A 23,401-nucleotide genomic window follows, 5' to 3' on the forward strand; every position below is an offset into this window, starting at 1 on the left:
GCCAGGAATCTCGGTCTCGATCTCATAGTCCACCTATCGGATTTGCATGTGCGGCGATCCTGACGTGGCCGATTTGTCTTGTCCACCACAGCCTGCGCTTGGAGTCCACCGCCCGGCCACGGCATCCGATGCAACTTAACGGTGGCTGCCGTGCGGGAAAGGAAAGAGAGGGATCAGAGGGAGGCGCGGATCACCAGATGGATGCGGGGACGAGTGCAAGACATCTAGATTCTACTCAGCCGGGAAACGCTCTGGCGAGGGAACGTCACTGGCTTGGTTCTTGTTGGAGCATTGTTTTGGGCGGATGATCATCAGGAGGACTCCCATGGACAAGCGAACCGCCGCACTCGCGTTGGCGCTGATTATTTTCGGCCTCGGGCCGACCGTGGCACAAGACTTTGACCGCCGAGGTCGATCATCGGGCCCACCAGACGTAGTCCGGGATGCTCAGCGAGAGGGAAGTGCAAAGTTATGCTCAGCTGTCGGTAACCAGTGGCGCGATACGATCCAAGCACCCTTCGCTTGGCGGCCCCGCGACTGCAGTGAGTTCGCGAGAACTATGAAGGCAGCAGAATTCCAGATTGGGTGCGCATTTAACTCCAGCAGAGTTCCTTTTGCGTGGGGAAGACCTCGCGAGTTGGGCGGAGAAAATGTCGGTCGAAACTTGTTCCCAGATCCGAACTGTGGATGGAGCCGTGGACCGCAAGAGAGGTATCGATAACAAGTAATACCAGCTTTCGCTGGCAACCATTGCAGGCCCGCACCAGACCCATTTCGGCGTCGGCCAGCTTGCCGAGCGTGTCGATTGTATGCGGTCTGGGGGATGGTTCTATCCCACCCCTGTTCACGGCATTTGATGCGTCGGCGGCCCGTCCGCCGGTGGGATGTGGCAACTCGTCGATGACCTGGGCGCACCGGCTTGGCTGGCGTCGCCCGTAGCGCCCGCAACCTCCCATCCACACTATCAGATAGCCGTCAGCATCAATTGGCGCAGCCGATCGCGGGGAATTGGTGACGTTGGGTAGGCAGCCCGGCAGCCGTCACATTGCCAAAGATGACTGCCGGGCCTGTTACGGTTGGAGGCTCGCCCTGGAGGGACAGCGACCGCGACGGGGCGTTCCTATCAACATCCGACGTCATACGCGATTCCCTGCCGTCCCGGTCTAACTACGCTGCGATCAGCTTCAAACCGTGACACCAGCGGTCCCAAGCCAATTGCGCGGCGCCCAAGCCTCGCAGTCGGTCATGCCGGCGAGGCTTTTTCAAGTATCCAAAAAAGGAATCCACCATGGACACGTCCGTACAGGGGCGCGCTTTCATTCGCGCCCACGAGGGCAATCCGCTCACCGCCTATCGTGATCCTGTTGGTATTCCAACGATCGGTACGGGATTCACGAACGGCAGCCGGGTTGTCACGGAAATGCTCGGCAAGATCGTGCCCGGCAAAACGAAAATCACGGCGCGGCAGTCGGACATCATCTTTGCGGCAATGCTGCAGGATGAATACGAGCCGCCCGTTGAAAAGGGAATGCCGGGCGCCAAGCAGCACGAGTTCGATGCGGGCGTGTCGGTGGTGTTCAACCTTGGCCCGCGTGCGATGGGCTGGCGATGGGCGGACCTCTGGCGCGGCGGGCTGAAGAAGTCGGCGGCCACCCACCTTTCCAACAACTACAACACGGCCAAGGGGCGCAAGCTGCCGGGTCTCGTGCGTCGCCGCAAGGAGGAGGCCATTCTTTTGCGTGATGGCATCTACACGGGTGTCGGGTGGGTGGCGCCGGAAGGCAAGCCTCGGACCACCACCGACGAGCCGCCGAAGCAGCCGGATCCGGTTGTCAAGGAAGCGCAGGAGATGCTGACCGAGCGCGGGTTCAATCCCGGCGCGATCGACGGATGGTTTGGCAAGAAGACAAAGGCTGCGGTGCTCGCCTATCAGAAGGCGCACCCGCATCTCGTCAATGACGGCATTCTTGGGCCTGCCACGCTGGCGCAGCTTCGCCGTGACGCACAGGTGGCCAAGGAGGCGATCAAGAAGGGCGGCGGGGCACTCGCCGGGTCCGGTGCTCTAACCGTGCTGTCGGGCTTGTCCTGGCAGTGGGTGGCCATTGGTACGGGCGTCGTGACCGCCGCTGTGCTCGCCTATGTCGCGTGGCGCTATCGCGATGTCATTGCGCGCCGGTGGAACACCATGCGCGGCAAGACGGTGGAGGTGTGATCGTGGTGACTTCGACCGGCAATGAAACGCCCTGGTACAAACTGAAACGCGTGTGGGCTGCCCTTGTGGCGGCGGTGCTCATTGGCGGAATGGCGGTCGGCGGCTTGACGGTTGCCGATGTCGGTTCGCTGACGGAGCTTGCTGACTACGTGACGGGTGCCGAATGATCGCCTGGCTCATCGCAAACTTCGGCGGATATCTCGCCATGGCTGGTGCGGCACTCGCCGCGCTGGCCGCCATCTATTTCAAGGGGCGCTCTGACAAGGGCGCTGCAGTAGAGTCCGACCGCGCCGACGAGCGCATTGCCACGATGGAAGCCGCGAAAGAGGTGGATGATGAAGTCGGCAATATGGATGCTGATGGCGTTGATACTCGCCTCGCTCAGTGGATGCGTGACGGCTCCGGGCGGTAGCTACTGTGATGCGGCGCGGGTTATCCGGCCATCCGTTACGGACAGCATGACGCTGGAAACCAAGCGGCAGATCCTCGCCAATAACGAGACCGTTGCGCGGCTGTGTGGCGTCAATCCCTGACGGCACGCCGACTAGGCGAGACGCCGAGTGGGGGCAACCGCCCGGCGTCTCTAAACCGACACCCCGGCAAGAGGGCGCCGGCTGCGTTCAGCATCAAGCCCGGTGGTTAAGATATCATGGATCACACAGATAGGCCGGCAAATTGACCGGCCCGGAATTGATGGCCGTTGTCGTCTTTGGGCTGACCGTGTTCGGCGTCATTTGGGCGGGATGGCGGTACGTGGAAAGCCGTATCGATAAGGCAAAGTGCGAGGCAATCCAGCGGGCGAAGGACGCCGGGAAACAGGCCGAAGCCGCAACCGCCTTGGCATCCTATGCACAGTCCCAGCTTGCCGAACACCGGCTGCATGTCGCCGAGCACTACGTCACGAAGTCCGGCCTGCGCGAGGCGACAGAGCACATCATGGAGGCCATTGCCGGCGTGCGCGGCTCGCTCGATTCCTTGGGCAGCCGCATTGACCGCATGATTGAGGCGCGACCAGGCGACAGAGCCGGCAGGGGCGGCCAGCAGTAGGGTGGCCGGCCACAAGGGTCGCCTCCATGTGCAGCGGGTGTTCCGGCTGCATCTCAGCCCGTGCTGACCTTGATTGGTCGGCGCGGGCTTTTTTCGTTTTTGGGCTCCGAGAAGTTCGCGTGCGGCGCCATCTCGACGCGATCAATCCCCCGTGCTCTCCTGCGGCATGTGCAACCTCTATTCCATTACCAAGGGCCAGACGGCGATCCTTGGGTTCACCCGCGCCATGCGGGATCGCACCGGCAATATGCCATCGCTGCCCGGCGTCTTCCCTGACTATTCGGCGCCAGTAGTGCGCAACGCCGAAGACGGTGAGCGCGAGCTGACAATGATGCGGTGGGGCATGCCGTCTCCGCAGTTCGTCATGAAGGGCCGCAAGGTCGACGGCGGCGTCACCAATGTCCGCAACGTGAAGATCGCCGCACGCGTCGACGACATGAAGACCCGCATCACGCTGCACCTGCCGAGCGCCTGTCCCGACGCGCCCCTGATGCGCCTGCTTCTCGAGCGACTGCCGCGCATGGCGCCAGTCTGACGACTGCCCCGGCCGTCGCCCCCGCTCGCCCCGAAACCGCAACCTCAAAACTCGAACATCCCTAACCGCGCCGCCACGGCGAGCGCGCCCGAAAAGCATGGGCGACACCAACCCGACAGTGCCGCCAATGTCCAACGGGAATGTCAGGCGCGCCCTGATGCATGATCCGGGCTAGCTTCTCGGAATACGAGACAACCGACGAAGGCAAGAAGGTGCCTGTTTGGTTCGCACAGGACGAGAGCCGGCCCCTGACGGCGTTCGCCAGGATCTGGACGAACTGGACCAGCGTTCGGAAAACGAGAGAAGGTGAGGTCAATGCCGACCTCTACGGCTTCCTAACCACCGATCCCAACGCAGTGGTCGCGCCGTTTCATCCGAAGGCGGTGCCGGTCATCCTCACCGAGGTCGAGGAGATGGACGTCTGGATGCGCGCGGAGTGGGCGGAGGCGTCGGCGCTGCAACGGCCGCTGCCGGACGATTCGCTTCGGATCGTTGCGCGAGGCGAGCGGAAGGATGGGAAAACCGGACGAAACCTGTAGAAGTCCTATCGTCGTCTCGTCCGGAGTTGTCTACGGTTTACCACCGGGGCATCTGTACCGATACGACTTGTCCAGTTCAAACCGGCTTTCCACAGACCCCATACTTCTTAGCAGGCCTGCCAAGGCATTTCTCGGCTCGCGAGACCATTCCAAAGCTTTAGGAATTTTAAATATTACGATTGTTCCTCTATCCCAGTAATTTGCCCTTGCAGACATCAAGAGATCGATTGCTTTTCTGCCGCATTTACCAGGAATTATTTCATTAACATCGTTACCAGAATTATAGAATGCTCTAATATATTTTTCGCATACCTTGTAGTTTTTTAGGTTTCTTGCATCTGCGATGTAGGCATTAAGGCCGACATTTCTGCTATCCATTCGTGCCTTTGCGCCAAGGTCATTGTACAAATACTCAAACATTTCGCGTCTTTCACCGTCCAATTCCTGGCATAATTTGACACGTTTAAGTTCCTTAAATGCCGCGTCCTTGTCGCGTCCGCCGTCTACGAACAACCGAACGGCGCACAACACGTTCTTGGATACAGCAAGTTCTAGAAGGTCATTCCCGTTGTAATCATTGAAAGGATCAAAGTACGGCGACCGGGCTAGCGTCGCGACGCGACCGCAATTTTTCCTTAAGATCGAATTATACATTGCTTCCGAAATCTCATCGAAAACGTCCGCTGACGACGGTGATGATGCCATGCTTGCAAACATGACAAGCAGTAAAATGCGTAGTCCGGAGCGTTGTCGCATTTTATACCTCCCATTGCAGATAATGATCCAAGATTATCATAGCCGCCGGCTGCCGGATAGCTGGTGACGGTTTCGGCTCCCGTTCTTCCTTGGACTCCGGCCGCAGTCTAGAGTTTCCGAGGAACGCTTCTGTAGCGCGTAGGGGAGAACTGGTCGCTTTCCGCCCTACGGGGCTTTGGAATCGGAATAGGCGGGAGAGAAGCCGGCGGATCATGGCCGGGAGAACGGTTTGCCGGTGGGCTGTCCGATCGCCGTGTTCGCCTGTACCCGGCAGTTGACGCTCCGACTGCCACAGCCTCCACATTTGATCGGCGGACGCCACCGGATGAACACCTGATCCCGGCCCCATATCTCGATCGCGCGTACCAGCGTCAGCTCCATCCTCCGATTGCAGTCGTCGCAATACCAGACGAGACCCATTTCGGCGTCGGCCAGCTTGCCGAGCGTGTCGATCGCGGCGGGATTTGGGGAAGGGGATGTCATGCCGGGATCAGGCCGAGCGCTGCGCACCAACGATCCCAAGCTTCCTGCGCAGCGGCCATGGCACTTTCTCGCCCTTATGTAGCAAAGGCACCAATCCGTGCGAGGCGACAGAAAGGGGTTAGATGAAAGGGGATTGACAGATGAGAGACGATTGGTCGTCCGCCGCGATTCTGTGGAGAACCCCTTATGTCAAGAGGCTTACGAAAAAATTAAGTGGAATGTGGCAAGACTTTTCCCCATCTTGGGCGAGGGAGGAGTTCGTTTTCCACAGGAATCGCTATGCGGTGGGAGGAGAACGAGCGGCACAGGAAGCTATGAGCAATGTTCTGAGAAGAGCACCCGATAGGGTGGATTCGGCGCCATATTCCGCCAGGCATATCGCGAATTATTTTCTTGATAAGGCGGAAAGTGAGGGGCGCCCCATCACTCAGATGAAGCTTCATAAGCTCGTCTATATCGCATACGGCTGGTACATTGCCCTTATGAAAGCCCGTCTTTTTGACGATCGGATTGAAGCTTGGGAGCACGGTCCAGTGGTGACCGGCATCCGTGAGGAATTCCGTAATTTTGGTCGCGAGCCTATCACCGTGAAATCGATTGATTTCGATTTAGACACATTCACGGAACTAGAGCCCGAAGTTCCATCAAGCGACGTGCATACCCATGTTGTGCTTGATCGGGTGTGGGAATCGTACAAGCGCTTCTCAGCAGCAGCCTTGCGTAGTAAAACACACCAAAGGGGTTCGCCCTGGGATAAGGCGTTCAGAGATGGCGCTGGATACGGCAGCACCATCGATGACGAAGACATCGCCTCACATTACCGGGAAAGAATCTCCCTCTACATCGACGCCGCCAAAGGCATTGAACAGTCCATCGATTGATGATGTTGCGAATGTAAATTCAGATTCTCTCGCTGCTGGCGTAGACCAAGTTGAAGGAAAGTCGCGCGGAAGCGAGCTGAGGCCTAGATATCTTCATCGTCGACCTAAATATTATCCTGTCACCGAGGATGAGCTAGACCAAGTCACCGATTTTAATAAGCTATCGACTTTCTTTTTCAGCTGCTCCGGTCTTTTCCTCGGGCTGTCTATTGATCTGGCTAAAGACCAAGCCATTACGGCTGATATGCCAAAGGTTGCGGAAGCCGTAATACCCTACGTGAATATTGGCTCTGCTATTATGGCTGTGATTTGTTTTGCGATTGGATTTTACGTCAATTTCAAAAAACAAGAACGGGTAAAAAAAGTGATATCCGACTCAGTCGAGGACTAATTTTCTGCACCAGAGCGGCAAGGTGGAGTAGAAAACCCTCTGCGATCCTGCGATCCTGCGATCCTGCCATGCCCACGGCAACGCTCTACCGGAAATCGCTTCGCCTTCTGGCTGCACTACCTGTTCCTTCACATTCCCCAGGGCTACTCCGAGCCGGTCCCGAACCCTCTTCCGTTGCGCACACGACCAGCCGTTCATTCTATCTGGCAGCCGCCGGCTATCAACCGGGAGGGCGGAAAGCAGGAGACGGATGAAGTGGAGTAGGGGCGGCCCGGCAGCACCCAAGATCGGGTTGGGACGTTGCCGGGCCTGCCGCTGGCGAGGTGGTCGCCCGCCGCGACTTCGGGAGAGTAGCACGTCGACCATTCAAGGACGAGGGTGGCCCGACAGCGCAGCACGTGCCGGAGGTTCGCTGTCGGACCTTGTCGTGGTCAGGGAGTGCCGGCCTTCCACGACAAGGTCAGAAATAATCCGGTGACCGGCGTCGGCAAGAGGCATCTTGTGCAAATGAAAGTTGGGGGAAATGGCCCGGCAGAAGGCGTCGGGAAACGCACCCACTGCCGGGCCTGATCGCTGGCGGATCGATGATCCGCAACAATCTGGCGCGTGATTAGCACGTCGACGGTGTGTTGGTGAAGGCTGCCGAGCGCGGACGCGACGAGCCTCACCCACGTTGCTCGAGGCGCTGTATCCCGATCGCTGATCAGATAAGAAAAGCCGAGGGAAATGAGTTCAAGCTGCCCTGAATGCGAAGTACCTTGCTACGAAACCGGCACCCCGTTTTTGGCCGGCTTCGGCTGCTTCGTGATAACAGGCACCTGAGGAACACCATTCGGCTCGAGTTGGATGTTTACCGGGTTCGGCGTGTGATCGAGGCCGGCGCCATTGTACGTGTCGACGCCGATGCCGATTACGCCACCCAGCAGGACGTTTCCGGCTACACCAGCGACGCCACCCCCGCTGATCTCCGTGTCAACGAACACGGTTTCGGTCTGGTACCCGTCCTTGCTCGCGACCACCTGAAAGGTGTCCCGGCGAGGAACCTTGATCACGCAGGACGTGTCGCAGCGAAAGCCGTTCGAAGTCTGAATTTCCGTTCGTGCCGGCGTTGCATTGATCGCGACTTCCTCCGATGTCCCGCGAATGATTGAGCCGCAGCCCGACAAGATACCGACCATGCAAATGGCCGCTGCGACTTTCAGCATAACGATTCCCCCAAGTGTGAGGCTCAGAGAGCCCGCGATCGGGGGTTGAGTCAATACGGCATTTGTGTGACAGGTTGCGGGGGCGGGGTTAGCCGAAGGGCGGCAGACCGCCTCAGTAATTCTCGACGATGTAGAAGGCGACGAGACCGCACGCGAACACAATGGCAGGCAGAGTCATCGAGATCGTGGTCGCCATGGTGCTCGCTCCTGGTGGTATTACCGGTTGCGAGAGGGTGGATCCCTCTGCGCCCCTTCTCGGGGCGTGAAGGATAGGCGTAGGTGGTTGCGCGGGGCTGGTCTAGCCGAAGATCGCCATAGCGACTTCGTCAGCGCTGCCCTTCAAGGCAATCGATGCGCCGCCAACGAAGAACACCTCGGCCTCTGTGGCGCCACGGCTCCCGACGTGAGTCACCATCATGGGGACGATGACCACGGCAGCACCGTGGGCGTTCTTCAGTGTGATGTAGCGTTTTGATTTTTCGGACATTCCGGCAACCGCAGTATCTCAAGGGGCATAGCATGCATAGAAGTTGCCCCGGAGCGGGGCAACCGCATCCGGTGCTGCGGTGCCCAGCGTTGGATGGTTCAGTTTATGGTAGCGATCTTTTCATAATCAGCGAGCGCCTTCACTTCCAGTGTATGAAACTGCCACCTGGGGATGGAGCTCTCGTCGTTGTATAGGGCATCAACCAAGGCGATAAACTCACTCCTGCTTTCGACGCCCAGTACCACCTTGGCGCGATCGAAGAAACGCCGGGATCGTGCCCGAGCGAATAGCTCGAACGGGCTGTAGCGGTTCGATGAAAAAAGGCATGTATAAGGATACCAGAAGTCGTTCTTCCTCTTCGAATGCAGCCAGATAACGAAATCAGCCTGCATGATATAGTCAAAGTTACAAATATCGTCGGACGCTCTCTCTTTCAGGAAATCTGCTTGAGGAGACGTCCGACGGGGGTTCTTCTCTCGGTTTTCAACGTCCAGGCTTTTCGTCTCTCTCATGAATATATTGTATGTGGACATGGGGTCGAAGCCGTTTAGCGATTTTGAATAGTTATAGAATGGGCTCAACATAATGGTCGAAGATTCAAATTGATCGTGCCTCAAGAGTACGGCTAGAGTAGATACATAAAGCTCGTGTATTATAAGGCGATAATTATCGAAGTCGGTTTCGCTCCAATGATTCACACTTTCCGGTCGATCAAGGTACGGAAGCATCTTTTCGAAACCTCGATGAAATGCGCGCCAGACTTCTTCGTTGGATTCATATAGAGCTACCGCGTTGACGAGGCGCAGGAACTCGTCCCTGTATGGGAGAAAGGCCCGCGCGCTATCGCGAACCGCTTGCGCATCACTCTTCTGTTTGGGGTCGAGGCGCATCCGCTCCAGATTCCCCACGAACACATCGAGATATTCCGAGATGAATGGAGCTGAATTTCCTCTCCCCGACCGGACAGCCTCGAGCGCCCGCTTTGCGCGGCCGGATGTTCCAAGGTTGAGGGCATGATCGTCCTGGGCAAGAAACGCCGGCTTGGTCCCTAGGCCCGGCTTTACGTGAAGCGGCTTATCGTAGATCCATCTTAGAAGTTGCTCATACTGATCGGCGAATCTGTCAGGATCGCTAAGGTCGATATAGATTCGGGCGGCGTAGTAGGCCGGTAGAACGGGATTCCCTTCGAGGTCCCTTTCCATTACCACTGCGACGAATTTGCCCTGGTTGGTCTGATTGTAGATTTTAGAGGAAACGATCTGCGTCTCTGTACCAACACCGCCTATCCGGCCGTCCGCTTTCTGCGAATATGTTGGATCGCAGAGTATGGCGACTTTTCCGATATCTTCAGCAGTAACCATTTGCTCCATAAAGGAATGAGCGTCGTCGCCTTCTTTCAAATCCCATTTGTCGATTATGACGTCGACGCCTTCTGATCGAAGGTCTGTCGCGAGTTGCAGTACTCGGTTCGCGTAGTCCTGGGATGTCCAGCTATATGAGATGAAGAGCTTAGGGGTCATACGCACCTGTCAATTCGCAATGCCATCAACCAATGTTCCCTTCTAGCGTGTAGAACGCTGCAGGCAATCGCAAGCCTTCTGGGGCAGAGAGTCTCTCCCGCTGGGTCGCTGCGGGTTAGGTCTTAGCGGCGGCCCGAACTGCTACCCGCAGGTATATCGCAGTTCCCAATTCGGCTGGATCACCTCGTCTCTCGACGTGATGGTGCAGGTGCGGCCCGTTCTTGCGAAGAAGGCCTGCGCCGCTGCCTCCATACCAGGAAGGTCGGACGGAACCTTCACAACTCCCAACGTCGCCCCTTGTACGGCTCCAGTTGCCATCGCCTTTCCCAGGCTGGTGCTGATGAGCATTCGCCCCTCGCTTGGCTTGTCGAAGATCTTGTAGGTGTCGTCGGGCATCGCCTGATAGGCGGCCGTCACGTCGGCGTATTCCATCGACCGACTTAGCCCGGCGCAGCCGGAAACCACAGCCAAGGCCGCCACAGCTATCATACGTTTCATCAGATCCCCGCATCCCCATGCGGAAGGTTTGCATGGCGTGCGAGGCGGCACAAGGGACGTTCGCTGGCGCAAGCAGGACTTCACGGGGGAGGGCGTCGGCCAACGCTGCGTAGGGGCAACCTGTCTGGCTCGGAAGCCTTACCCCAAGCGTGACAAAGCGTCCGGCCCCCGAGGGGACGGCTTGCTTGTCTGGTTAATTCGTGGAACCGTGTCCGTGGAGCGTAGCAACTCCTGAGAGGGGACCCGCCAAGGTCTGGCCTCTCGATCACAGAGCGCAGAACCGATCTCGCCAAAGATCTGCCTGCGTAAAGAACGTGCCAGCTGCCAAGCCGGTGCGAACGGCATCACTATGCCGGGAGTCCGACCGCTATACAAGACCCTTTCGGGGGAAGGCGGCTGGGCATGTTCTCTGTGACATGTTGCTACCCTCCCGGTGCCAGTGCCGACCGCTGGCATAGGAGCAGACGCCCGTAGCAAGGCTCGGCTCCCCGGCCGTAGCAAGCCGGTCCAGTTGCACAGAGAACCAACATGACCATTCATCCCCATACCGTCGCCATTCCCTTCACGTTCGAAGTAGGCGAAGCCGTCCAGACGACCTGCGGGCACACTCGCGGGACTGTCGCGCAGCGCGTTAGGAGCGCGAACGGCGTTCGGCTGTACGTCCTGCGCGACCAGGAAGGACGAGACCGTTCGTTGCGGGGCGAGGGCTTGATCGCCCTGTCATAGCGGCCGTTCTGGACAGATCGCGAACGGATTTGGCGAATTTTGTGCATACTATTCGCTATCTGCGGCCCCCGATTGATCGACCAGCGGAATGGCCGCACCGTTCAGGCACACGCCCGGCGATGTCGGGCCAACGTCTCGCCGCAACCCATTATGCGAGACCCCCTGCGAAGGCCCGTGAAGGGCAATCTAGCCGAGGCTCAATGAAGGGTCGCGGAACAACGATGACGCGCGCCTACGAGGCCGCGAATGAGGAGAGAGAAGATGAGCATGAACCTGATTGTTGCCGAACATTTATCGTTTCAGGCTGGCCACCTTTATGAACAAGCCCGTGAGTTCCCCGAATACGCGGAGCGAAACGAGGCTGCCATTGAGGAGGTGGAGCAGCTGGAAGTGCTCTTCCGCAACGCCGACGCCGACCAGGATGTCCTACGCGAGTTCACTGAGGCTTTGGGAGAAATCGACGGTGCGGCGTCAGAGACGCAGGCATACCAGCGAGTGCTGGAGGACGTTGGGTTTAATTCGCACTACGAAACCGCAGAAGAGTTTCTACAAGCCGCGACGACGGAAATGAGAAGTCCCTTTGCTGCATAATCCCATCGGCGTCTAACCAGCGCTGAAGCGCCGCCGAGCACCACATTGGCCGAGCGCCAGGGTAGCGCCCCGTGGTCGCTGCCCTGTAGTGCCTCGTCATCGAAAGGTGACGGGGCGCTCATGCATTGGACGACGGAAAAATGCACCGACTGATTCGCCCGTCCGGCGAAGGCCCGGCCGACGACTCGGTCAGATACCCCTCGTAAATCCGCTCGGATCTAACCGCGTGATGGTTGGGAGTGGGAGTGGGAACGAGAAAAGGCCAGAGCGGATTTGATCAATCAAATCAACGCTCTGGCCCATAATTTGGCTCCCCGAGCAGGGCTCGAACCTGCGACAATTCGATTAACAGTCGAACGCTCTACCAACTGAGCTATCGGGGAATGACGCGTCCAGCGCGTGGCGTGCGTATAGCAAAGCGATTGCGCCCTTGCCAACCCGTCCGGACAAAAAAACGCCGCGAGCCCCGGCGGAAAAGCGACAGGGCGGCAAAGGCTTGTACGGGCAGACCGCCGACGCCATCTCGCCGCCAACGAACGATCGTGCCAGTGAGGAATGCCGCAGGTCATGGACAAGGAGCGTGACGCGCCAGGCGCGAATGGCATCGAGCCACCGGTCCGCAAGTCGCCGCGCGTGTCCGTGATGGGCCGCGACATGCCGCTGCCGGCTTCGCGCGGCATGCGCATCGCCTCCGGCGTGGCGCTCCTCATCGGCGGAACGGTCGGGTTTCTGCCGATCGTCGGATTCTGGATGATCCCTCTCGGATTGCTTGTGCTGTCGGTCGATCTCGGTCCGGTCCGGCGCTGGCGCCGCCGCACGGCGGTGCGCTGGGGCCGGTGGCGGAACTCCCGCCGCGGCTGAGCCGGGGACGTCAGCGCAGTCGTGTCGGACGCCACACGACGATGCTCGGCCGGCGGTCGCGATCCAGTTCCTGCGCCGTGTCGGTGCGGCTGGCATCGACGCGCTTGCCCGACTGGAACTGGCCGTAGAAATGGCCGTAGCCGCCGTAGCCGCCGTCGCCGGTGGAGGCGAGCTGTGCCGACGCGGGAGCGGCGAAGGCGAGAGCGGCGGCGAAGCTGGCGGCGATGAGCGGAAGCGTCTTCATGGTTGCGGTCCTTGGCTGGGGCTGGGCCGCGCTGGCGGTCGGCGAGCCCTGCAGTGGTGCGATGCACAAGGCCTATTCTGGAACGATGCCGGTGGTGGACGGGGTGTTTGCAACCTATCGTCCTATGGGTGGAACGCATGCCCAATCTCGACGACCTCTTCTATTTCGAGGCCGTGGTGCGCCATGGCGGCTTCGCTGCAGCCGGACGGGCGCTCGACATCCCGAAATCCAAGCTCAGCCGCCGGGTCGCGGCACTGGAGGAGCGTCTGGACGTGCGCCTCCTGGAGCGTTCCGCCCGGCGGCTGTGGCTGACGGCGGTCGGTGAAGTCTTCCACGGCCATTGCCGCGCTGCGCTGGCCGAGGCCTGGGCGGCGGAGGAGGCGGCGCAGACCTTGACCGCCGAGCCACGCGGGCTGGTGCGTCTGGGCTGCTCGCCCGGCTATGGCGAACAGGCGCTGGCGAGCGTCCTGCCGGCCTTCTTCGCGGCCTATCCGAAGGTCCGCCTGCAATTGCTGGTCTCGTTGGAGACCATCGATCTCTTGGCCGAACAGGTCGACGTCGTGATCCGGGCCAATCTCGCCCTCGCGGAAATTCCGATCTCGTCGCCCGCAAGCTCGGTCCGATCGGGATCGTCCTCGTGGCGAGCCCGTCCTTTCTCGCCGCCCATCCCGCCATCTGCCGGCCCGAGGGATCTGTCCGACCTGCCGACCATCGCCCATCAGCGGGCCCACGACCACAATCTGTGGGAACTCTATGATGCGGCGGACAATCCGGTGCGGATCCGCCACGATCCGCGGCTGATCGTCAATGATTTCGCCGTCTCGCGGGCCGCGGCCATCGAGGGTATGGGGGTCGCCATGCTGCCACAGGCGGTCTGCTACGACGCGCTGGCATCGGGCGCGCTGGTCCGGGTGCTGCCGGATTACCATGCCGGGGAGAGCATGGTGCATCTGCTGTTTCCGTCGCGCCGCGGCATGCTGCCGGCGGTGCGCGTGCTCGTAGATCACCTGATCGCCACGCTGCCGGAGGTGATGCGGCGCAAGTGTGCGGCCGTAGTCGAAACGCAAACCATCGTCTGAGCGCAAGCCGTTCATCGGGAACCGAATACCGGTCCGGTCACTTTCGCATCCAACAAAAGATGAGAGGCCGACCCGATGATCAAGCAGCTTGCAGCAATCCTGTTTCTGACAGCCACGTTTCTGGCGGTTCCGGCAAGCGCCCAGGCGGCTTCCGGCGGTTCGGCCGAGCAGGGGATGATCGAGATCGCAGCGCTGTCGATCGCGCCAAACGATACCAGCAGCCTCGGCAATACCCGCAATGCGATCCCGATCCCGACGCCGCGGCCCGAGACGATCCGCAACACCGCGCCGCAGGAGCCGATCGAGCGGACGGCCGAAGGCTACCGCCTGATCGGTCCGCGATTCTTCCCCGCGCAGTAAGGCAGGCTGCCCCGCGCAGTAAGGCAGGCTGCAACGCCTTCCGGCCGAGCCGCCATCATCTTGATGAGCCGCTTGCAAGACCATTGGATGCGCCCGGAGACACTGCCGCATCGGGAAATACTGGGAAGAACAGTGCTGGCTGGCGGGGCGAAAACGATGTCGCCAGTCTCTGGGCTGGAGGCCTCGGAGGGAATCGAACCCCCGTGCAAGGATTTGCAGTCCTCTGCGTAACCACTCCGCCACGAGGCCTCACCGGCGCTGTACCTACTGATTTGATTGGGCTCTCGCAAGCCCCTCCGCTCCATTCCGCACGATCGGCCTGTAGCCGCTCCCGTTGCGCCGTGTCTGTGCCCCGGCGTGGCATCGAACCGGCGCGTCACGCCGATCTTCGCCTTGCCTCCATCTTGGGGCGCGACTAAGGAAGCGACAGAGAAAAAGGCGAAACGGCGACGAGAGAGCGGAATGTCGACCATGGATTTTGATGCCGCCCGGACGCGGATGGTAGACAACCAGATCCGCACCACCGACGTGACCCGCCACGAGATCCTGCGGGCCTTCTTGGAAGTGCCGCGCGAAGAGTTCGTGCCCGCCGCGCGCAAGCCGCTGGCCTATATCGACGAGGATGTGCCGCTCGGCAACGGGCGCTTCATCATGGAGCCGTCGCCCTTCGCCAAGCTCATCCAGCTCGCCGCGATCCGTTCCGACGACGTCGTTCTCGATGTCGGCTGCGGCACCGGCTATTCCTCGGCGGTGCTGTCGCATCTGGCCGGTTCGGTGGTCTCCCTGGAGGAGGATGCGGAACTGGCGGCGGCCGCGAGCGACAATCTCGCGCGGCTCGACTACGTGACCTGCGCCGTGGTCGAGGGACCCCTGGTCGAGGGCTATCCGTCCGAGGCGCCGTTCGACGTCATCTTCATGCAAGGTTCCGTGGACATCCTGCCCGAGACCCTGTTGGAGCAGCTTCGGGACGGTGGCCGGCTGGTCGTCGTCGAAGGGCGGGGCAATGCGGCGGAAGCCAAGCTCTACTTCAAGGACGACAATGGCGTCGTTGGCAGTCGATTCGGGTTCAACTGCAGCATCCGGCCGCTGCCCGGGTTCGAGAAGAAGGCCGAGTTCGCGTTCTGAGTGTGTTGGCATCGTTGCAGATTTGCCAATTCTCTCGAACAAACGCCCGGGTCGAGGATCGGTCACTTGATCGATCGATTATATTTCTGGTTAGTAAACTCGGTGTTGGGAACGGCGCGTCGCTTGAGCGAGGCGCCAGACCGGGCGGGGATCTGATCGTCTCCAGAGTGGGGCCGCGTCGTGGAGTATGAACTTTGATGGGGAAAACTGTGGTCGCTGCGGTGCTGGCGCTTGGCACGCTGTTGTCCTCTTCCGACGGAGCGATGGCGGAGACCCTGACCGGCGCGCTCGCAAAGGCCTACAAATTCAATCAGGACCTGAACGCCGCTCGTGCGCAGCTTCGCGCGACTGACGAGAATGTGCCACAGGCGCGTTCCGCCTTGCGGCCGTTCATCAGCGGTGTCGGCAGCGCCAATGCCACCCGCAGCCGGACAACGCAGGGCGACAATCTCCCGAGGATCCGGAATCGGGCCGATACGATCGGCTTCGGCGTCCAACTCAACCAGACGATCTTCGACGGCTTCCAGACCCAAAACAACGTCGCCGCGGCGCAGTCCCAGATTCGCGCCGCCCGCAACAATCTTGCCAATACCGAACAGAACGTCCTGTTCGATGCCGCCAGCGCCTACATGAATGTCCTGCGTGATCGGCAAATCGCGGCCCTGCGCCGCGAAAATCTCGGCTTCCTGGAGGAGCAGGTTCGGGCCGCCGGCGCGCGGTTTGAAGTGGGAGAGGGCACCCGGACCGACGTTGCCCAATCCGAAGCGCAGCAGGCACTGGCCACGGCGCTCCTGAACAGCGCGTTGGCGCAGGTGGCATCCAGCGAGGCGACCTATTTCGACATTATCGGCACTTCGCCGGACGACCTGCGGACCGGCACCCTGCCGTCCGGTGTGCTGCCCAACTCCGTCGATGCGGCCTTCCGGATTTCCCAGGCCGAACATCCGGCGATCCAGGCGACGCTCGCCGCGGTCGACGCGGCCGCCTTCCAGGTGAAGTCGGCCGAGGGCGCATTCCTGCCGGAACTCAGTCTGACCGGCCGTGTCGACGACACGTACACCTTGAATGAGCAGAATCCCAACACGAGTGTCGGCCTGCCGGGGGTTCGTACGTCGAACCAGATTTCCGCCTCGGTGGGCGCGCAGTTGATCATTCCGATCTATCAGGGTGGACGGGCCAGCTCGGTCGTGCGCCAGTCCAAGGAAGTGCTCGGCCAGCGGCGTATCGAAGCCGACGGCGCCCGAGACCAGGTACGCGCGGCCGTTGCGACGGCGTGGGCGCAGCTTCAGGCGGCGCGGGCCAACATCACCGGCTACCGGGCGCAGGTCGATGCAGCGCGGATTGCCCTCAACGGCGTGATTGAGGAGCGCAATGTCGGCCAGCGGACCACGCTGGACGTGCTCAATTCGCAGGCCGACGTGATTTCCGCACAAATCCTGCTCGCCGGTTCCACCCGCGACGAAGTCGTCGCCGGCTATGCCGTGCTGTCGGCCATTGGTCGGCTTTCGGCGGAACGCCTCTCGCTGGTGGCCAACGTCTATCGCCCCTCCGAGCATTACGAGGCGGTCGAGGACAAGTGGTTCGGCCTGCGCACGCCGGACGGTCGCTGAGCTTCGGCACTGCTGGCGGCCGGAATGGCAAAAGCGAGTCCGCGCGGCAACAACAACCCGCAAGAAGCTGGTGATAGGTTTGCTGGAGGGCCTTGCGGGATTCCCGTCGAGGCCCTTTGCGCTTAGGCTTCACGCATGATTCGAGCGATAGGGTCGACCCTGTCGCCCAATATTGCGGGAGCTCGTCATGAGCAATGCTCTACCGGCACGGGAACCGTCCATGGACGAGATCCTGGCCTCCATCCGGCGCATCATCGAGAGCGGCGAGGAGAAGTCTCCGTCGCGCCGGTCCGCCGCCAGGCAGGCCGCTGCCGTTGCGCGCCCCGATGAGGCACCAGCCACTGCCTTGGAATCTGCTGAATCCGGCGATGTCCGCCATGCTCAAGACGTTCCGGCCGAACCGCTGGCCGAGATGCGGACTTCCGTCGGCGGAGACTGCGGTGACGTGTCCGGCTTTGACGCTGTCGGTCGTCCTGCCAACGACACGACTCGGACCACTCCACGCCCCAAGCTCGGACTCGTCTCGCCGGCAGCGCCGCGAAGGGACGAACCCGTCGAGGACGTCGTGTCCACAGGATCGGGCGATGTCCTCAGCAGGATCGAGGACGAGAACGCGCCCGCGGGCGAGCTTGCCGCGGCGCCTGCCGAGATCGGCGGCGAACCGTCGGAACACGAATCCTATTCTGCCGACGTGACAGCGCTCTCCTCTGCGCGGCTGCAGGCGGCCTCGCTGGCCGCCGCCTCCGAGCGCCGGGTCGAGACGGTCCGTCAGGCTGCCGCGGACGATATGGCGCGGGCTGTCATTGCCGAAAGCACGGGCGACGACCGCGTCATTCCGACGAATGCCGGGTTGGAGATGGCCGACGCCGAGTCTTCCGAGCCGTTAGCCAGCGTGGCTCTCGGCAGCGTTTCGGCGGCGGTCGTGGGAGATCCGGGCCCTTCGGAGGACACTGCGGATTTCCTTGGCGAATTCGACGAGGAGGAATTCGCCAGCGAGCTTCTCGACCGGGCGTTGGCCGACGAGCATTCGGAACCGGACGTCGGATCCTTGCAGGACGAAGACGGTGCCGACAGCAGCGAGGCCGCGCTGGATGCGGCTGCGGGACAGCGATCGGCGGCAGGCGCGGGGGCGATGCCCGCCGCAGTGGCAACTGACACCGCGACTTTGCCGGCGAGTGTCGCGGCATCGCTGCCGAGCGCGGTCGACATCCATGCGCTGGTTTCGCAAGAGGCGGGCGAGCGCATCGCCGGTTCGTTCGATGATCTCGCACGCGTCATTCGCGACGAGCAGATGCGCACGATGGACGAGACCGTGCGCGAGATGCTGCGTCCAATGCTGCACGAATGGCTCGACGACAACCTGCCGCGACTGGTCGAGCGGCTGGTGCGAGAGGAGATCGAGCGCGTGGCGCGCGGCGGCCGGCGCTGACGCCAAGGGCGGCGGCGTGCGACCTGCGGCCGCTGACCGACACGTCTCTTCGTTGACAGTATCGAAAGCAAGGCTGTAACCGGGTCTGGAACATCACCGCCCCGGAATGTCCGGCTGGCGCGCACCGGGCAAGCCATGATCGACAAGACCTATGACGCTGCGGCGATCGAGCCGCGAATCGCCGAGCGTTGGGAAGAGGCCCAGGCCTTCCGCGCTGGAGCCGGCGCGAGTGAGGACGCCGAAGCCTTCTCGATCGTCATCCCGCCGCCGAACGTCACCGGCTCGCTCCACATGGGCCATGCGCTGAACGATACGCTGCAGGACGTGCTGGTGCGCTTCGAGCGCATGCGCGGCAAGAAGGTGCTGTGGCAGCCGGGGCTGGATCACGCGGGCATCGCCACGCAGATGGTTGTCGAGCGGCAGCTGGCCGAGCGCCAGGAGCCGGGCCGGCGCGACATGGGGCGCGAGGCCTTCATCGAGCGGATCTGGCAGTGGAAGGGCGAATCGGGCGGCGCGATCCTCGGCCAGCTGCGGCGCCTCGGCGCGTCCTGCGACTGGTCGCGCGAGCGCTTCACCATGGACGAGGGCCTGTCCAAGGCCGTCCTGCACGTCTTCGTGGAGCTCTACCGCAAGGGCCTGATCTACAAGGACAAGCGGCTGGTCAACTGGGACCCCAAGCTGCTGACGGCGATTTCGGACCTGGAGGTCGAGCAGAAGGAGGTGAAGGGTCACCTTTGGCATTTCCGCTATCCGCTGGCGGACGGCGTGACCTACGAGCATCCCTACAATCTCGATGCCGAGGGCAACCGCGTCGCCTGGAAACCTTCGGATGGCGAGCCCGCAGGCTACGAGACCCGCGATCATCTGATCGTCGCGACAACCCGCCCGGAGACCATGCTGGGCGACAGCGGCGTCGCGGTGAGCCCGGAAGACCCGCGCTACAGCGACCTGGTCGGCAAGTTTGTCATCCTGCCGCTGGTTGGCCGCCGGATTCTGATCGTCGCCGACGAATATCCCGATCCCGAGGCCGGCACCGGCGCGGTGAAGATGACGCCGGCCCATGATTTCAACGATTTTGAGGTCGGCAAGCGTCACGATCTCGCGCAGATCAACATTCTGACGATCGCCGCGAAGATCACGCTGGCCGAGAACGAAGCGTTCCTCGAGGGCCTGGAGCAGAGCCCCGAACTCGAGCGCACGATCTCCGCGCTCGACGGCGAGGACCGCTTCGCCGCGCGCGAGGCGATCGTGGCAATGATGGACGAGGCAGGGCTGCTCGCCGCCGTCGAGGATCATCCGCACACCGTGCCGCACGGCGACCGCGGCGGCGTGCCGATCGAGCCGTTCCTCACCGACCAGTGGTATGTCGACGCCAAGACGCTGGCCGAGCCGGCGATCGCCAGCGTCCGCGAGGGCCGCACGAAGTTCGTGCCGAAGAACTGGGAGAAGACCTATTTCGACTGGATGGAGAACATCCAGCCCTGGTGCATCTCCCGCCAGCTCTGGTGGGGTCACCAGATCCCGGCCTGGTACGGGCCGGATGGCGAGATCTTCGTCGCCAGGACCGAGGAAGAGGCCGTCGCTTCGGCGCTGTCGCATTACGTGACCAACGGCACGATCGACGATGAGGAAGCCCGTGCCATGGCGACCGACCCGGCGCGCCGCGACGGCTTCCTGCACCGCGACGAGGACGTGCTCGACACCTGGTTCTCGTCGGGGCTGTGGCCGTTCTCGACGCTCGGCTGGCCGGACAAGACGCCGGAACTGGCGACCTATTACCCGACCAGCGTTCTCGTTACCGGTTTCGACATCATCTTCTTCTGGGTCGCCCGGATGATGATGATGGGCCTGGAATTCATGGACGAGGAGCCGTTCCACACCGTCTATGTCCATGCTCTGGTCCGTGACAAGACCGGCGCCAAGATGTCGAAGTCCAAGGGTAATGTCGTCGATCCCCTCGACCTGATCGACGAGTTCGGCGCCGACGCGCTGCGCTTCACCCTGGCGATCATGGCGGCGCAGGGCCGCGACGTGAAGCTCGATCCCCAGCGCATCGCCGGCTACCGCAATTTCGGCACCAAGCTCTGGAATGCCACGCGCTTTGCCGAGATGAACGGCGCCGTCCATGGCGGCGATCTCGACCCGTCGCAGCTGTCGCTGCCGCTGAACCGCTGGGTCGTCACCGAGCTCGGCCGCACCATCGCCGAGACCGAGACGGCCATCGGTGCCTACCGCTTCAACGAGGCCGCAGCGACGCTCTACCGCTTCGTCTGGAACCTGTTCTGCGACTGGTATGTGGAACTCGCCAAGCCGGCCCTGAACGGCAGCGACGAGGCGGCGGCCAACGAGGTGCGCCATGTCATGGGCGCTGTGCTCGACCGGATCTACGCGCTGCTGCATCCGTTCATGCCCTTCATCACCGAGGAGCTCTGGCAGGTGACCGCCGCGGGCGAGCGCGCGTCGCTGCTGTGCCATGCCAGCTGGCCGGCACTCGACTTCGCCGATCGTGATTCTGCGGACGACATCAATTGGCTGATCGAGGTGGTCTCCGAGATCCGCTCGGTGCGCTCCGAGATGAACGTGCCGGCGGCCACCGAAGCCGATCTCGTGGCCGTGGCCCCCGATGCGGCGACCGCCGCACGGGTCGAGCGCCACGGTGCGGCCCTGAAGCGTCTCGCGCGGCTGGCCACGATTTCCACCGCCGAGACCGCACCGGACCAGTCGGCGCAGATCCTGGCGGCCGGGGCCAGCTTCGCCCTGCCGCTGGCGGGGATCATCGACGTCGCCGCCGAACGCAGCCGTCTCCGCAAGGCCCGCGACAAGGCCCTGGGGGAGATCGAGCGGATCGACCGCAAGCTGTCCAACCAGAAGTTCGTCGCCAATGCGCCCGACGAGATCGTCGAGCAGGAGCGCGAGAAGCGCGAAGGCTACCGGCTCGAGGCCGACAAGCTCTCCGCGGCCCTCGACCGGCTGCAGTAACCCGGCGGATCGGCGCGCGGCGGACGGCTCTGGGGGAGGGCATGCTGCGCGCCGACGTCACCGCCGGCGCAGACCCAACACCAATGGCGCTGACCCTTGGTCAGCCTGTCGCATTTATGACACGCATGTGACGGGAAATCCCCTGGCCGACACAGTGTCACCCCCCTTCAATCTGGCGTAATCCCCGGTTTTGGAAACGGAAAAATCAGGCTCTGCAAAGGTTTGCGCAGGCTTCGACGGCTAGGGTCGTCGGTGTGGCGAAAGCGTCGCAATTGCGTCGGCGTGCAACGAGCAGGTTCCGGCCTGCGATTTTCTCGTTTACGTTCGCGTCAACTTTCGGTGGTCGAGGTCTGCCGAGGTTCAACGAGTGGGGGGATTCCATTGCGAACTATTCTGACAACGATTCTCGGTGCGTCGCTGGCTTCGGCTGCGCTCGGCTCGTCGGCGCTCGCCGGCGGTTTCCAGCGCGGCACGGCTGACACGGACATCCTGTACGAGGCGGGCACGGCTTCGATGCGGTTCGGCATGACCTACGTCAATCCGCAGCGCGGCTTCGAGTCGATCGACGGCCAGAGCGGCGATTTTAGCACCTATACGCAGGATTACGCCATTCCCTCGCTCGCCTTCGCGATCAACAGCGAGATGGCCGGCTGCGCCGGAACCTATACGATCTCCTTCGCGGCGGAATCCGACTACCGCGGATCGCCGGGCGACGCACTGCCGGCCGGCCCGACCGCCGGTTCGCGGACCGAGACGAGCGAATTCGAATCGAACGAATTCGGCTTGACCTGCCGGTTGTCCTACACCAACGACATTGGTCGGTTCAGCATGCTGGGCGGCGTGTTTGTTGAAGACTTCACCTTTGACGGGACCAGCCTCTCGACGACGCCGTTGCCAGTTCGCGCAACTGTTGAAACGGAAAGTGGCTATGCGACTGGTTACCGTATCGGTGCGGCCTTCGAGAAGCCGGAGATCGCGTTGCGCGCGCAAATTCTATACCGCTCGGAGGTGAAGCACGACAGCTTCAGCGGCACGGGGCAGGTTGCCACAACTACTGATGTTCTATTCCCGATCGGGACGGTGATTCAGCAAGGTACCTCTGGATTCAGTGATGTCGTCAGCCCGCAGAGCCTCTACATCAACGCCCAGACGGGTATTGCCCCCGGCACGCTGCTCCTGGCATCGTTCCGCTGGACGGACTGGAGCACGAACGGCGTGGCGGCCAGCTCGATCACCACGGGCGGCGTGACCCGCTCGAGCCTTTCGCCCTACAACTGGCGTGACGGCTACACGGCGTCGATCGGCCTCGGCCGGGCGTTCAACGAGCAGATCTCGGGCGCGGTCTCGCTTGGCTACGATCGCGGCGTGTCGACGGGTTCGGAGACCACCTATACCGATCTCTACACCCTGGCCGGCGGCGTCTCCTTCAAGGCGAACGAGTGGAGCGAACTGCGCTTCGGCGGTCTCGTCGGCTACTGGACCGACGGCGAGCAGTCGGTCAGCGACGGTGCCTATTTCGATGCGACGGTCGGCGACGACTTCGTCTACGCGGTCAACGCCTCGATGAAGTTCACCTTCTGAGTCGGCTCGACCGGTCAACTGACTGAAAAACCAGAAAGGCGCGTCCGGCAGGGCGCGCCTTTTTTCATGTCCGGACGGGACTGGCCGCGGTCAGGCGAATGTGCCCCTGTGGGATCGGTGCAACACTATTGCAGCGGCGCATCGCCTATAGTCCGCGGCGGGGAGCCATGCCCCGTTGCCGCCACAAAACCCGGCCACCCCAAGGGTGCTCACGGGCGCGGCGACGAGGCGGGCCAATACAGCATTGCGTACGAGGGGGACC

At 61.9% G+C, this 23,401-nt stretch carries 23 protein-coding genes, 2 tRNA genes and 1 pseudogene; 17 read left to right on the forward strand and 9 right to left on the reverse strand.

Annotation, left to right across the window (positions count from 1 at the left end; genetic code table 11):
* Nucleotides 1-1,288: 1,288 nt before the first annotated feature.
* From VQ042_RS01360 to VQ042_RS01385, 6 genes and pseudogenes are all read left to right on the forward strand, one after another.
* Nucleotides 1,289-2,212 (forward strand): glycoside hydrolase family protein, encoded by a 924-nt coding sequence (locus VQ042_RS01360; RefSeq protein ID WP_331814646.1) that lies wholly within the window; start codon nucleotides 1,289-1,291, stop codon nucleotides 2,210-2,212.
* 2 nt (nucleotides 2,213-2,214) lie between these two features.
* Nucleotides 2,215-2,379: a hypothetical protein gene (locus VQ042_RS01365; RefSeq protein ID WP_331814647.1), complete on the forward strand. Its 165-nt coding sequence runs from the start codon at nucleotides 2,215-2,217 to the stop codon at nucleotides 2,377-2,379.
* Entirely contained in the window at nucleotides 2,376-2,624 is a 249-nt protein-coding gene (locus VQ042_RS01370) for a hypothetical protein (RefSeq protein WP_331814648.1), read from the forward strand. Before VQ042_RS01365 ends, VQ042_RS01370 begins: the two co-directional genes overlap by 4 nt.
* Before the next feature lie 263 nt (nucleotides 2,625-2,887).
* A complete protein-coding gene (locus VQ042_RS01375) occupies nucleotides 2,888-3,259 on the forward strand; it encodes a hypothetical protein (RefSeq protein WP_331814649.1) in 372 nt (123 codons plus the stop codon).
* Between the two features lie 151 nt (nucleotides 3,260-3,410).
* Entirely contained in the window at nucleotides 3,411-3,794 is a 384-nt protein-coding gene (locus tag VQ042_RS01380) for a hypothetical protein (protein WP_331814847.1), read from the forward strand.
* 173 nt (nucleotides 3,795-3,967) lie between these two features.
* Nucleotides 3,968-4,333: pseudogene (locus VQ042_RS01385) on the forward strand (SOS response-associated peptidase family protein); the annotation flags it as partial.
* 30 nt (nucleotides 4,334-4,363) lie between these two features.
* Here VQ042_RS01385 and VQ042_RS01390 read toward each other — a convergent pair.
* Together VQ042_RS01390 and VQ042_RS01395 are read right to left on the reverse strand one after the other, a co-directional pair.
* Nucleotides 4,364-5,089 (reverse strand): hypothetical protein, encoded by a 726-nt coding sequence (locus VQ042_RS01390; RefSeq protein WP_331814651.1) that lies wholly within the window; start codon nucleotides 5,087-5,089, stop codon nucleotides 4,364-4,366.
* 210 nt (nucleotides 5,090-5,299) lie between these two features.
* A complete protein-coding gene (locus VQ042_RS01395) occupies nucleotides 5,300-5,572 on the reverse strand; it encodes a hypothetical protein (RefSeq protein ID WP_331814652.1) in 273 nt (90 codons plus the stop codon).
* A 314-nt stretch (nucleotides 5,573-5,886) separates the two neighbouring features.
* Between VQ042_RS01395 and VQ042_RS01400 the strand changes: the two genes are divergently transcribed.
* On the forward strand, nucleotides 5,887-6,453 hold the full coding sequence (locus VQ042_RS01400) for a Panacea domain-containing protein (RefSeq protein ID WP_331814654.1): 567 nt from the start codon (nucleotides 5,887-5,889) through the stop codon (nucleotides 6,451-6,453).
* The gene (locus VQ042_RS01405; protein WP_331814655.1) at nucleotides 6,434-6,844 is read left to right on the forward strand and encodes a hypothetical protein; all 411 of its coding nucleotides are present in this window, start codon (nucleotides 6,434-6,436) and stop codon (nucleotides 6,842-6,844) included. The genes VQ042_RS01400 and VQ042_RS01405 overlap by 20 nt, the downstream gene beginning before the upstream one ends.
* Nucleotides 6,845-7,605: 761 nt before the next feature.
* Here VQ042_RS01405 and VQ042_RS01410 read toward each other — a convergent pair.
* The 4 genes from VQ042_RS01410 to VQ042_RS01425 all read right to left on the reverse strand — a co-directional run bounded on the left by VQ042_RS01410 (nucleotide 7,606) and on the right by VQ042_RS01425 (nucleotide 10,488).
* Nucleotides 7,606-8,049: a translation initiation factor 2 gene (locus tag VQ042_RS01410; RefSeq protein WP_331814657.1), complete on the reverse strand. Its 444-nt coding sequence runs from the start codon at nucleotides 8,047-8,049 to the stop codon at nucleotides 7,606-7,608.
* A 298-nt stretch (nucleotides 8,050-8,347) separates the two neighbouring features.
* Nucleotides 8,348-8,536 (reverse strand): hypothetical protein, encoded by a 189-nt coding sequence (locus VQ042_RS01415; RefSeq protein WP_331814659.1) that lies wholly within the window; start codon nucleotides 8,534-8,536, stop codon nucleotides 8,348-8,350.
* Nucleotides 8,537-8,634: 98 nt separating this feature from the next.
* Nucleotides 8,635-10,056, reverse strand: coding sequence for a TIR domain-containing protein (locus VQ042_RS01420; protein WP_331814660.1), 1,422 nt, complete (start codon nucleotides 10,054-10,056; stop codon nucleotides 8,635-8,637).
* A 141-nt stretch (nucleotides 10,057-10,197) separates the two neighbouring features.
* Complete coding sequence (locus VQ042_RS01425) at nucleotides 10,198-10,488, reverse strand: hypothetical protein (protein ID WP_331814661.1); 291 nt, start codon at nucleotides 10,486-10,488, stop codon at nucleotides 10,198-10,200.
* 1,053 nt (nucleotides 10,489-11,541) lie between these two features.
* Here VQ042_RS01425 and VQ042_RS01430 point away from each other — a divergent pair.
* The gene (locus VQ042_RS01430; protein ID WP_331814662.1) at nucleotides 11,542-11,871 is read left to right on the forward strand and encodes a hypothetical protein; all 330 of its coding nucleotides are present in this window, start codon (nucleotides 11,542-11,544) and stop codon (nucleotides 11,869-11,871) included.
* 307 nt (nucleotides 11,872-12,178) lie between these two features.
* On the opposite strand, the gene VQ042_RS01435 is transcribed toward VQ042_RS01430, so the two are convergent.
* Nucleotides 12,179-12,254: transfer RNA gene (locus tag VQ042_RS01435), tRNA-Asn, on the reverse strand.
* 184 nt (nucleotides 12,255-12,438) lie between these two features.
* Here VQ042_RS01435 and VQ042_RS01440 point away from each other — a divergent pair.
* A complete protein-coding gene (locus VQ042_RS01440) occupies nucleotides 12,439-12,732 on the forward strand; it encodes a hypothetical protein (protein WP_442880000.1) in 294 nt (97 codons plus the stop codon).
* 10 nt (nucleotides 12,733-12,742) lie between these two features.
* On the opposite strand, the gene VQ042_RS01445 is transcribed toward VQ042_RS01440, so the two are convergent.
* Nucleotides 12,743-12,976, reverse strand: a complete 234-nt coding sequence (locus tag VQ042_RS01445; protein WP_331814664.1) for a hypothetical protein — start codon at nucleotides 12,974-12,976, stop codon at nucleotides 12,743-12,745.
* A gap of 137 nt (nucleotides 12,977-13,113) precedes the next feature.
* On the opposite strand from VQ042_RS01445, the gene VQ042_RS01450 reads away from it, so the two are divergent.
* Nucleotides 13,114-14,055: a LysR substrate-binding domain-containing protein gene (locus VQ042_RS01450; RefSeq protein ID WP_331814667.1), complete on the forward strand. Its 942-nt coding sequence runs from the start codon at nucleotides 13,114-13,116 to the stop codon at nucleotides 14,053-14,055.
* A gap of 75 nt (nucleotides 14,056-14,130) precedes the next feature.
* Entirely contained in the window at nucleotides 14,131-14,415 is a 285-nt protein-coding gene (locus VQ042_RS01455) for a hypothetical protein (RefSeq protein WP_331814670.1), read from the forward strand.
* Between the two features lie 175 nt (nucleotides 14,416-14,590).
* On the opposite strand, the gene VQ042_RS01460 is transcribed toward VQ042_RS01455, so the two are convergent.
* Nucleotides 14,591-14,664, reverse strand: a tRNA-Cys gene (locus VQ042_RS01460).
* A 222-nt stretch (nucleotides 14,665-14,886) separates the two neighbouring features.
* On the opposite strand from VQ042_RS01460, the gene VQ042_RS01465 reads away from it, so the two are divergent.
* The 5 genes from VQ042_RS01465 to VQ042_RS01485 all read left to right on the forward strand — a co-directional run bounded on the left by VQ042_RS01465 (nucleotide 14,887) and on the right by VQ042_RS01485 (nucleotide 23,139).
* Complete coding sequence (locus VQ042_RS01465; protein WP_331814672.1) at nucleotides 14,887-15,540, forward strand: protein-L-isoaspartate O-methyltransferase family protein; 654 nt, start codon at nucleotides 14,887-14,889, stop codon at nucleotides 15,538-15,540.
* Nucleotides 15,541-15,803: 263 nt separating this feature from the next.
* Nucleotides 15,804-17,150 carry a TolC family outer membrane protein gene (locus VQ042_RS01470; protein WP_331814675.1) on the forward strand — a complete coding sequence of 449 codons (1,347 nt, stop codon included), beginning with the start codon at nucleotides 15,804-15,806 and terminating at the stop codon, nucleotides 17,148-17,150.
* 187 nt (nucleotides 17,151-17,337) lie between these two features.
* Nucleotides 17,338-18,579: a PopZ family protein gene (locus tag VQ042_RS25900; protein ID WP_442880001.1), complete on the forward strand. Its 1,242-nt coding sequence runs from the start codon at nucleotides 17,338-17,340 to the stop codon at nucleotides 18,577-18,579.
* Between the two features lie 135 nt (nucleotides 18,580-18,714).
* Nucleotides 18,715-21,558, forward strand: a complete 2,844-nt coding sequence (locus VQ042_RS01480; protein ID WP_331814679.1) for a valine--tRNA ligase — start codon at nucleotides 18,715-18,717, stop codon at nucleotides 21,556-21,558.
* A gap of 339 nt (nucleotides 21,559-21,897) precedes the next feature.
* A complete protein-coding gene (locus VQ042_RS01485) occupies nucleotides 21,898-23,139 on the forward strand; it encodes a long-chain fatty acid transporter (RefSeq protein ID WP_331814682.1) in 1,242 nt (413 codons plus the stop codon).
* The last annotated feature ends 262 nt before the right edge of the window (nucleotides 23,140-23,401 follow it).

It is taken from the genome of Aurantimonas sp. A2-1-M11, from assembly GCF_036549475.1.
GTDB lineage: Bacteria > Pseudomonadota > Alphaproteobacteria > Rhizobiales > Rhizobiaceae > Aurantimonas.

What these genes read in the sequence shown, in the direction of transcription:
- VQ042_RS01360 (WP_331814646.1), top strand. Translation starts at nt 1,289, where the DNA reads ATGGACACGTCCGTACAGGGGCGCGCTTTCATTCGCGCCCACGAGGGC.
- VQ042_RS01370 (WP_331814648.1), top strand. Translation starts at nt 2,376, where the DNA reads ATGATCGCCTGGCTCATCGCAAACTTCGGCGGATATCTCGCCATGGCT.
- VQ042_RS01390 (WP_331814651.1), bottom strand. Translation starts at nt 5,089, where the DNA reads ATGCGACAACGCTCCGGACTACGCATTTTACTGCTTGTCATGTTTGCA.
- VQ042_RS01395 (WP_331814652.1), bottom strand. Translation starts at nt 5,572, where the DNA reads ATGACATCCCCTTCCCCAAATCCCGCCGCGATCGACACGCTCGGCAAG.
- VQ042_RS01400 (WP_331814654.1), top strand. Translation starts at nt 5,887, where the DNA reads ATGAGCAATGTTCTGAGAAGAGCACCCGATAGGGTGGATTCGGCGCCA.
- VQ042_RS01410 (WP_331814657.1), bottom strand. Translation starts at nt 8,049, where the DNA reads ATGCTGAAAGTCGCAGCGGCCATTTGCATGGTCGGTATCTTGTCGGGC.
- VQ042_RS01415 (WP_331814659.1), bottom strand. Translation starts at nt 8,536, where the DNA reads ATGTCCGAAAAATCAAAACGCTACATCACACTGAAGAACGCCCACGGT.
- VQ042_RS01420 (WP_331814660.1), bottom strand. Translation starts at nt 10,056, where the DNA reads ATGACCCCTAAGCTCTTCATCTCATATAGCTGGACATCCCAGGACTAC.
- VQ042_RS01425 (WP_331814661.1), bottom strand. Translation starts at nt 10,488, where the DNA reads ATGGAATACGCCGACGTGACGGCCGCCTATCAGGCGATGCCCGACGAC.
- VQ042_RS01430 (WP_331814662.1), top strand. Translation starts at nt 11,542, where the DNA reads ATGAGCATGAACCTGATTGTTGCCGAACATTTATCGTTTCAGGCTGGC.
- VQ042_RS01440 (WP_442880000.1), top strand. Translation starts at nt 12,439, where the DNA reads ATGGACAAGGAGCGTGACGCGCCAGGCGCGAATGGCATCGAGCCACCG.
- VQ042_RS01445 (WP_331814664.1), bottom strand. Translation starts at nt 12,976, where the DNA reads ATGAAGACGCTTCCGCTCATCGCCGCCAGCTTCGCCGCCGCTCTCGCC.
- VQ042_RS01450 (WP_331814667.1), top strand. Translation starts at nt 13,114, where the DNA reads ATGCCCAATCTCGACGACCTCTTCTATTTCGAGGCCGTGGTGCGCCAT.
- VQ042_RS01455 (WP_331814670.1), top strand. Translation starts at nt 14,131, where the DNA reads ATGATCAAGCAGCTTGCAGCAATCCTGTTTCTGACAGCCACGTTTCTG.
- VQ042_RS01465 (WP_331814672.1), top strand. Translation starts at nt 14,887, where the DNA reads ATGGATTTTGATGCCGCCCGGACGCGGATGGTAGACAACCAGATCCGC.
- VQ042_RS01470 (WP_331814675.1), top strand. Translation starts at nt 15,804, where the DNA reads ATGGCGGAGACCCTGACCGGCGCGCTCGCAAAGGCCTACAAATTCAAT.
- VQ042_RS25900 (WP_442880001.1), top strand. Translation starts at nt 17,338, where the DNA reads ATGAGCAATGCTCTACCGGCACGGGAACCGTCCATGGACGAGATCCTG.
- VQ042_RS01480 (WP_331814679.1), top strand. Translation starts at nt 18,715, where the DNA reads ATGATCGACAAGACCTATGACGCTGCGGCGATCGAGCCGCGAATCGCC.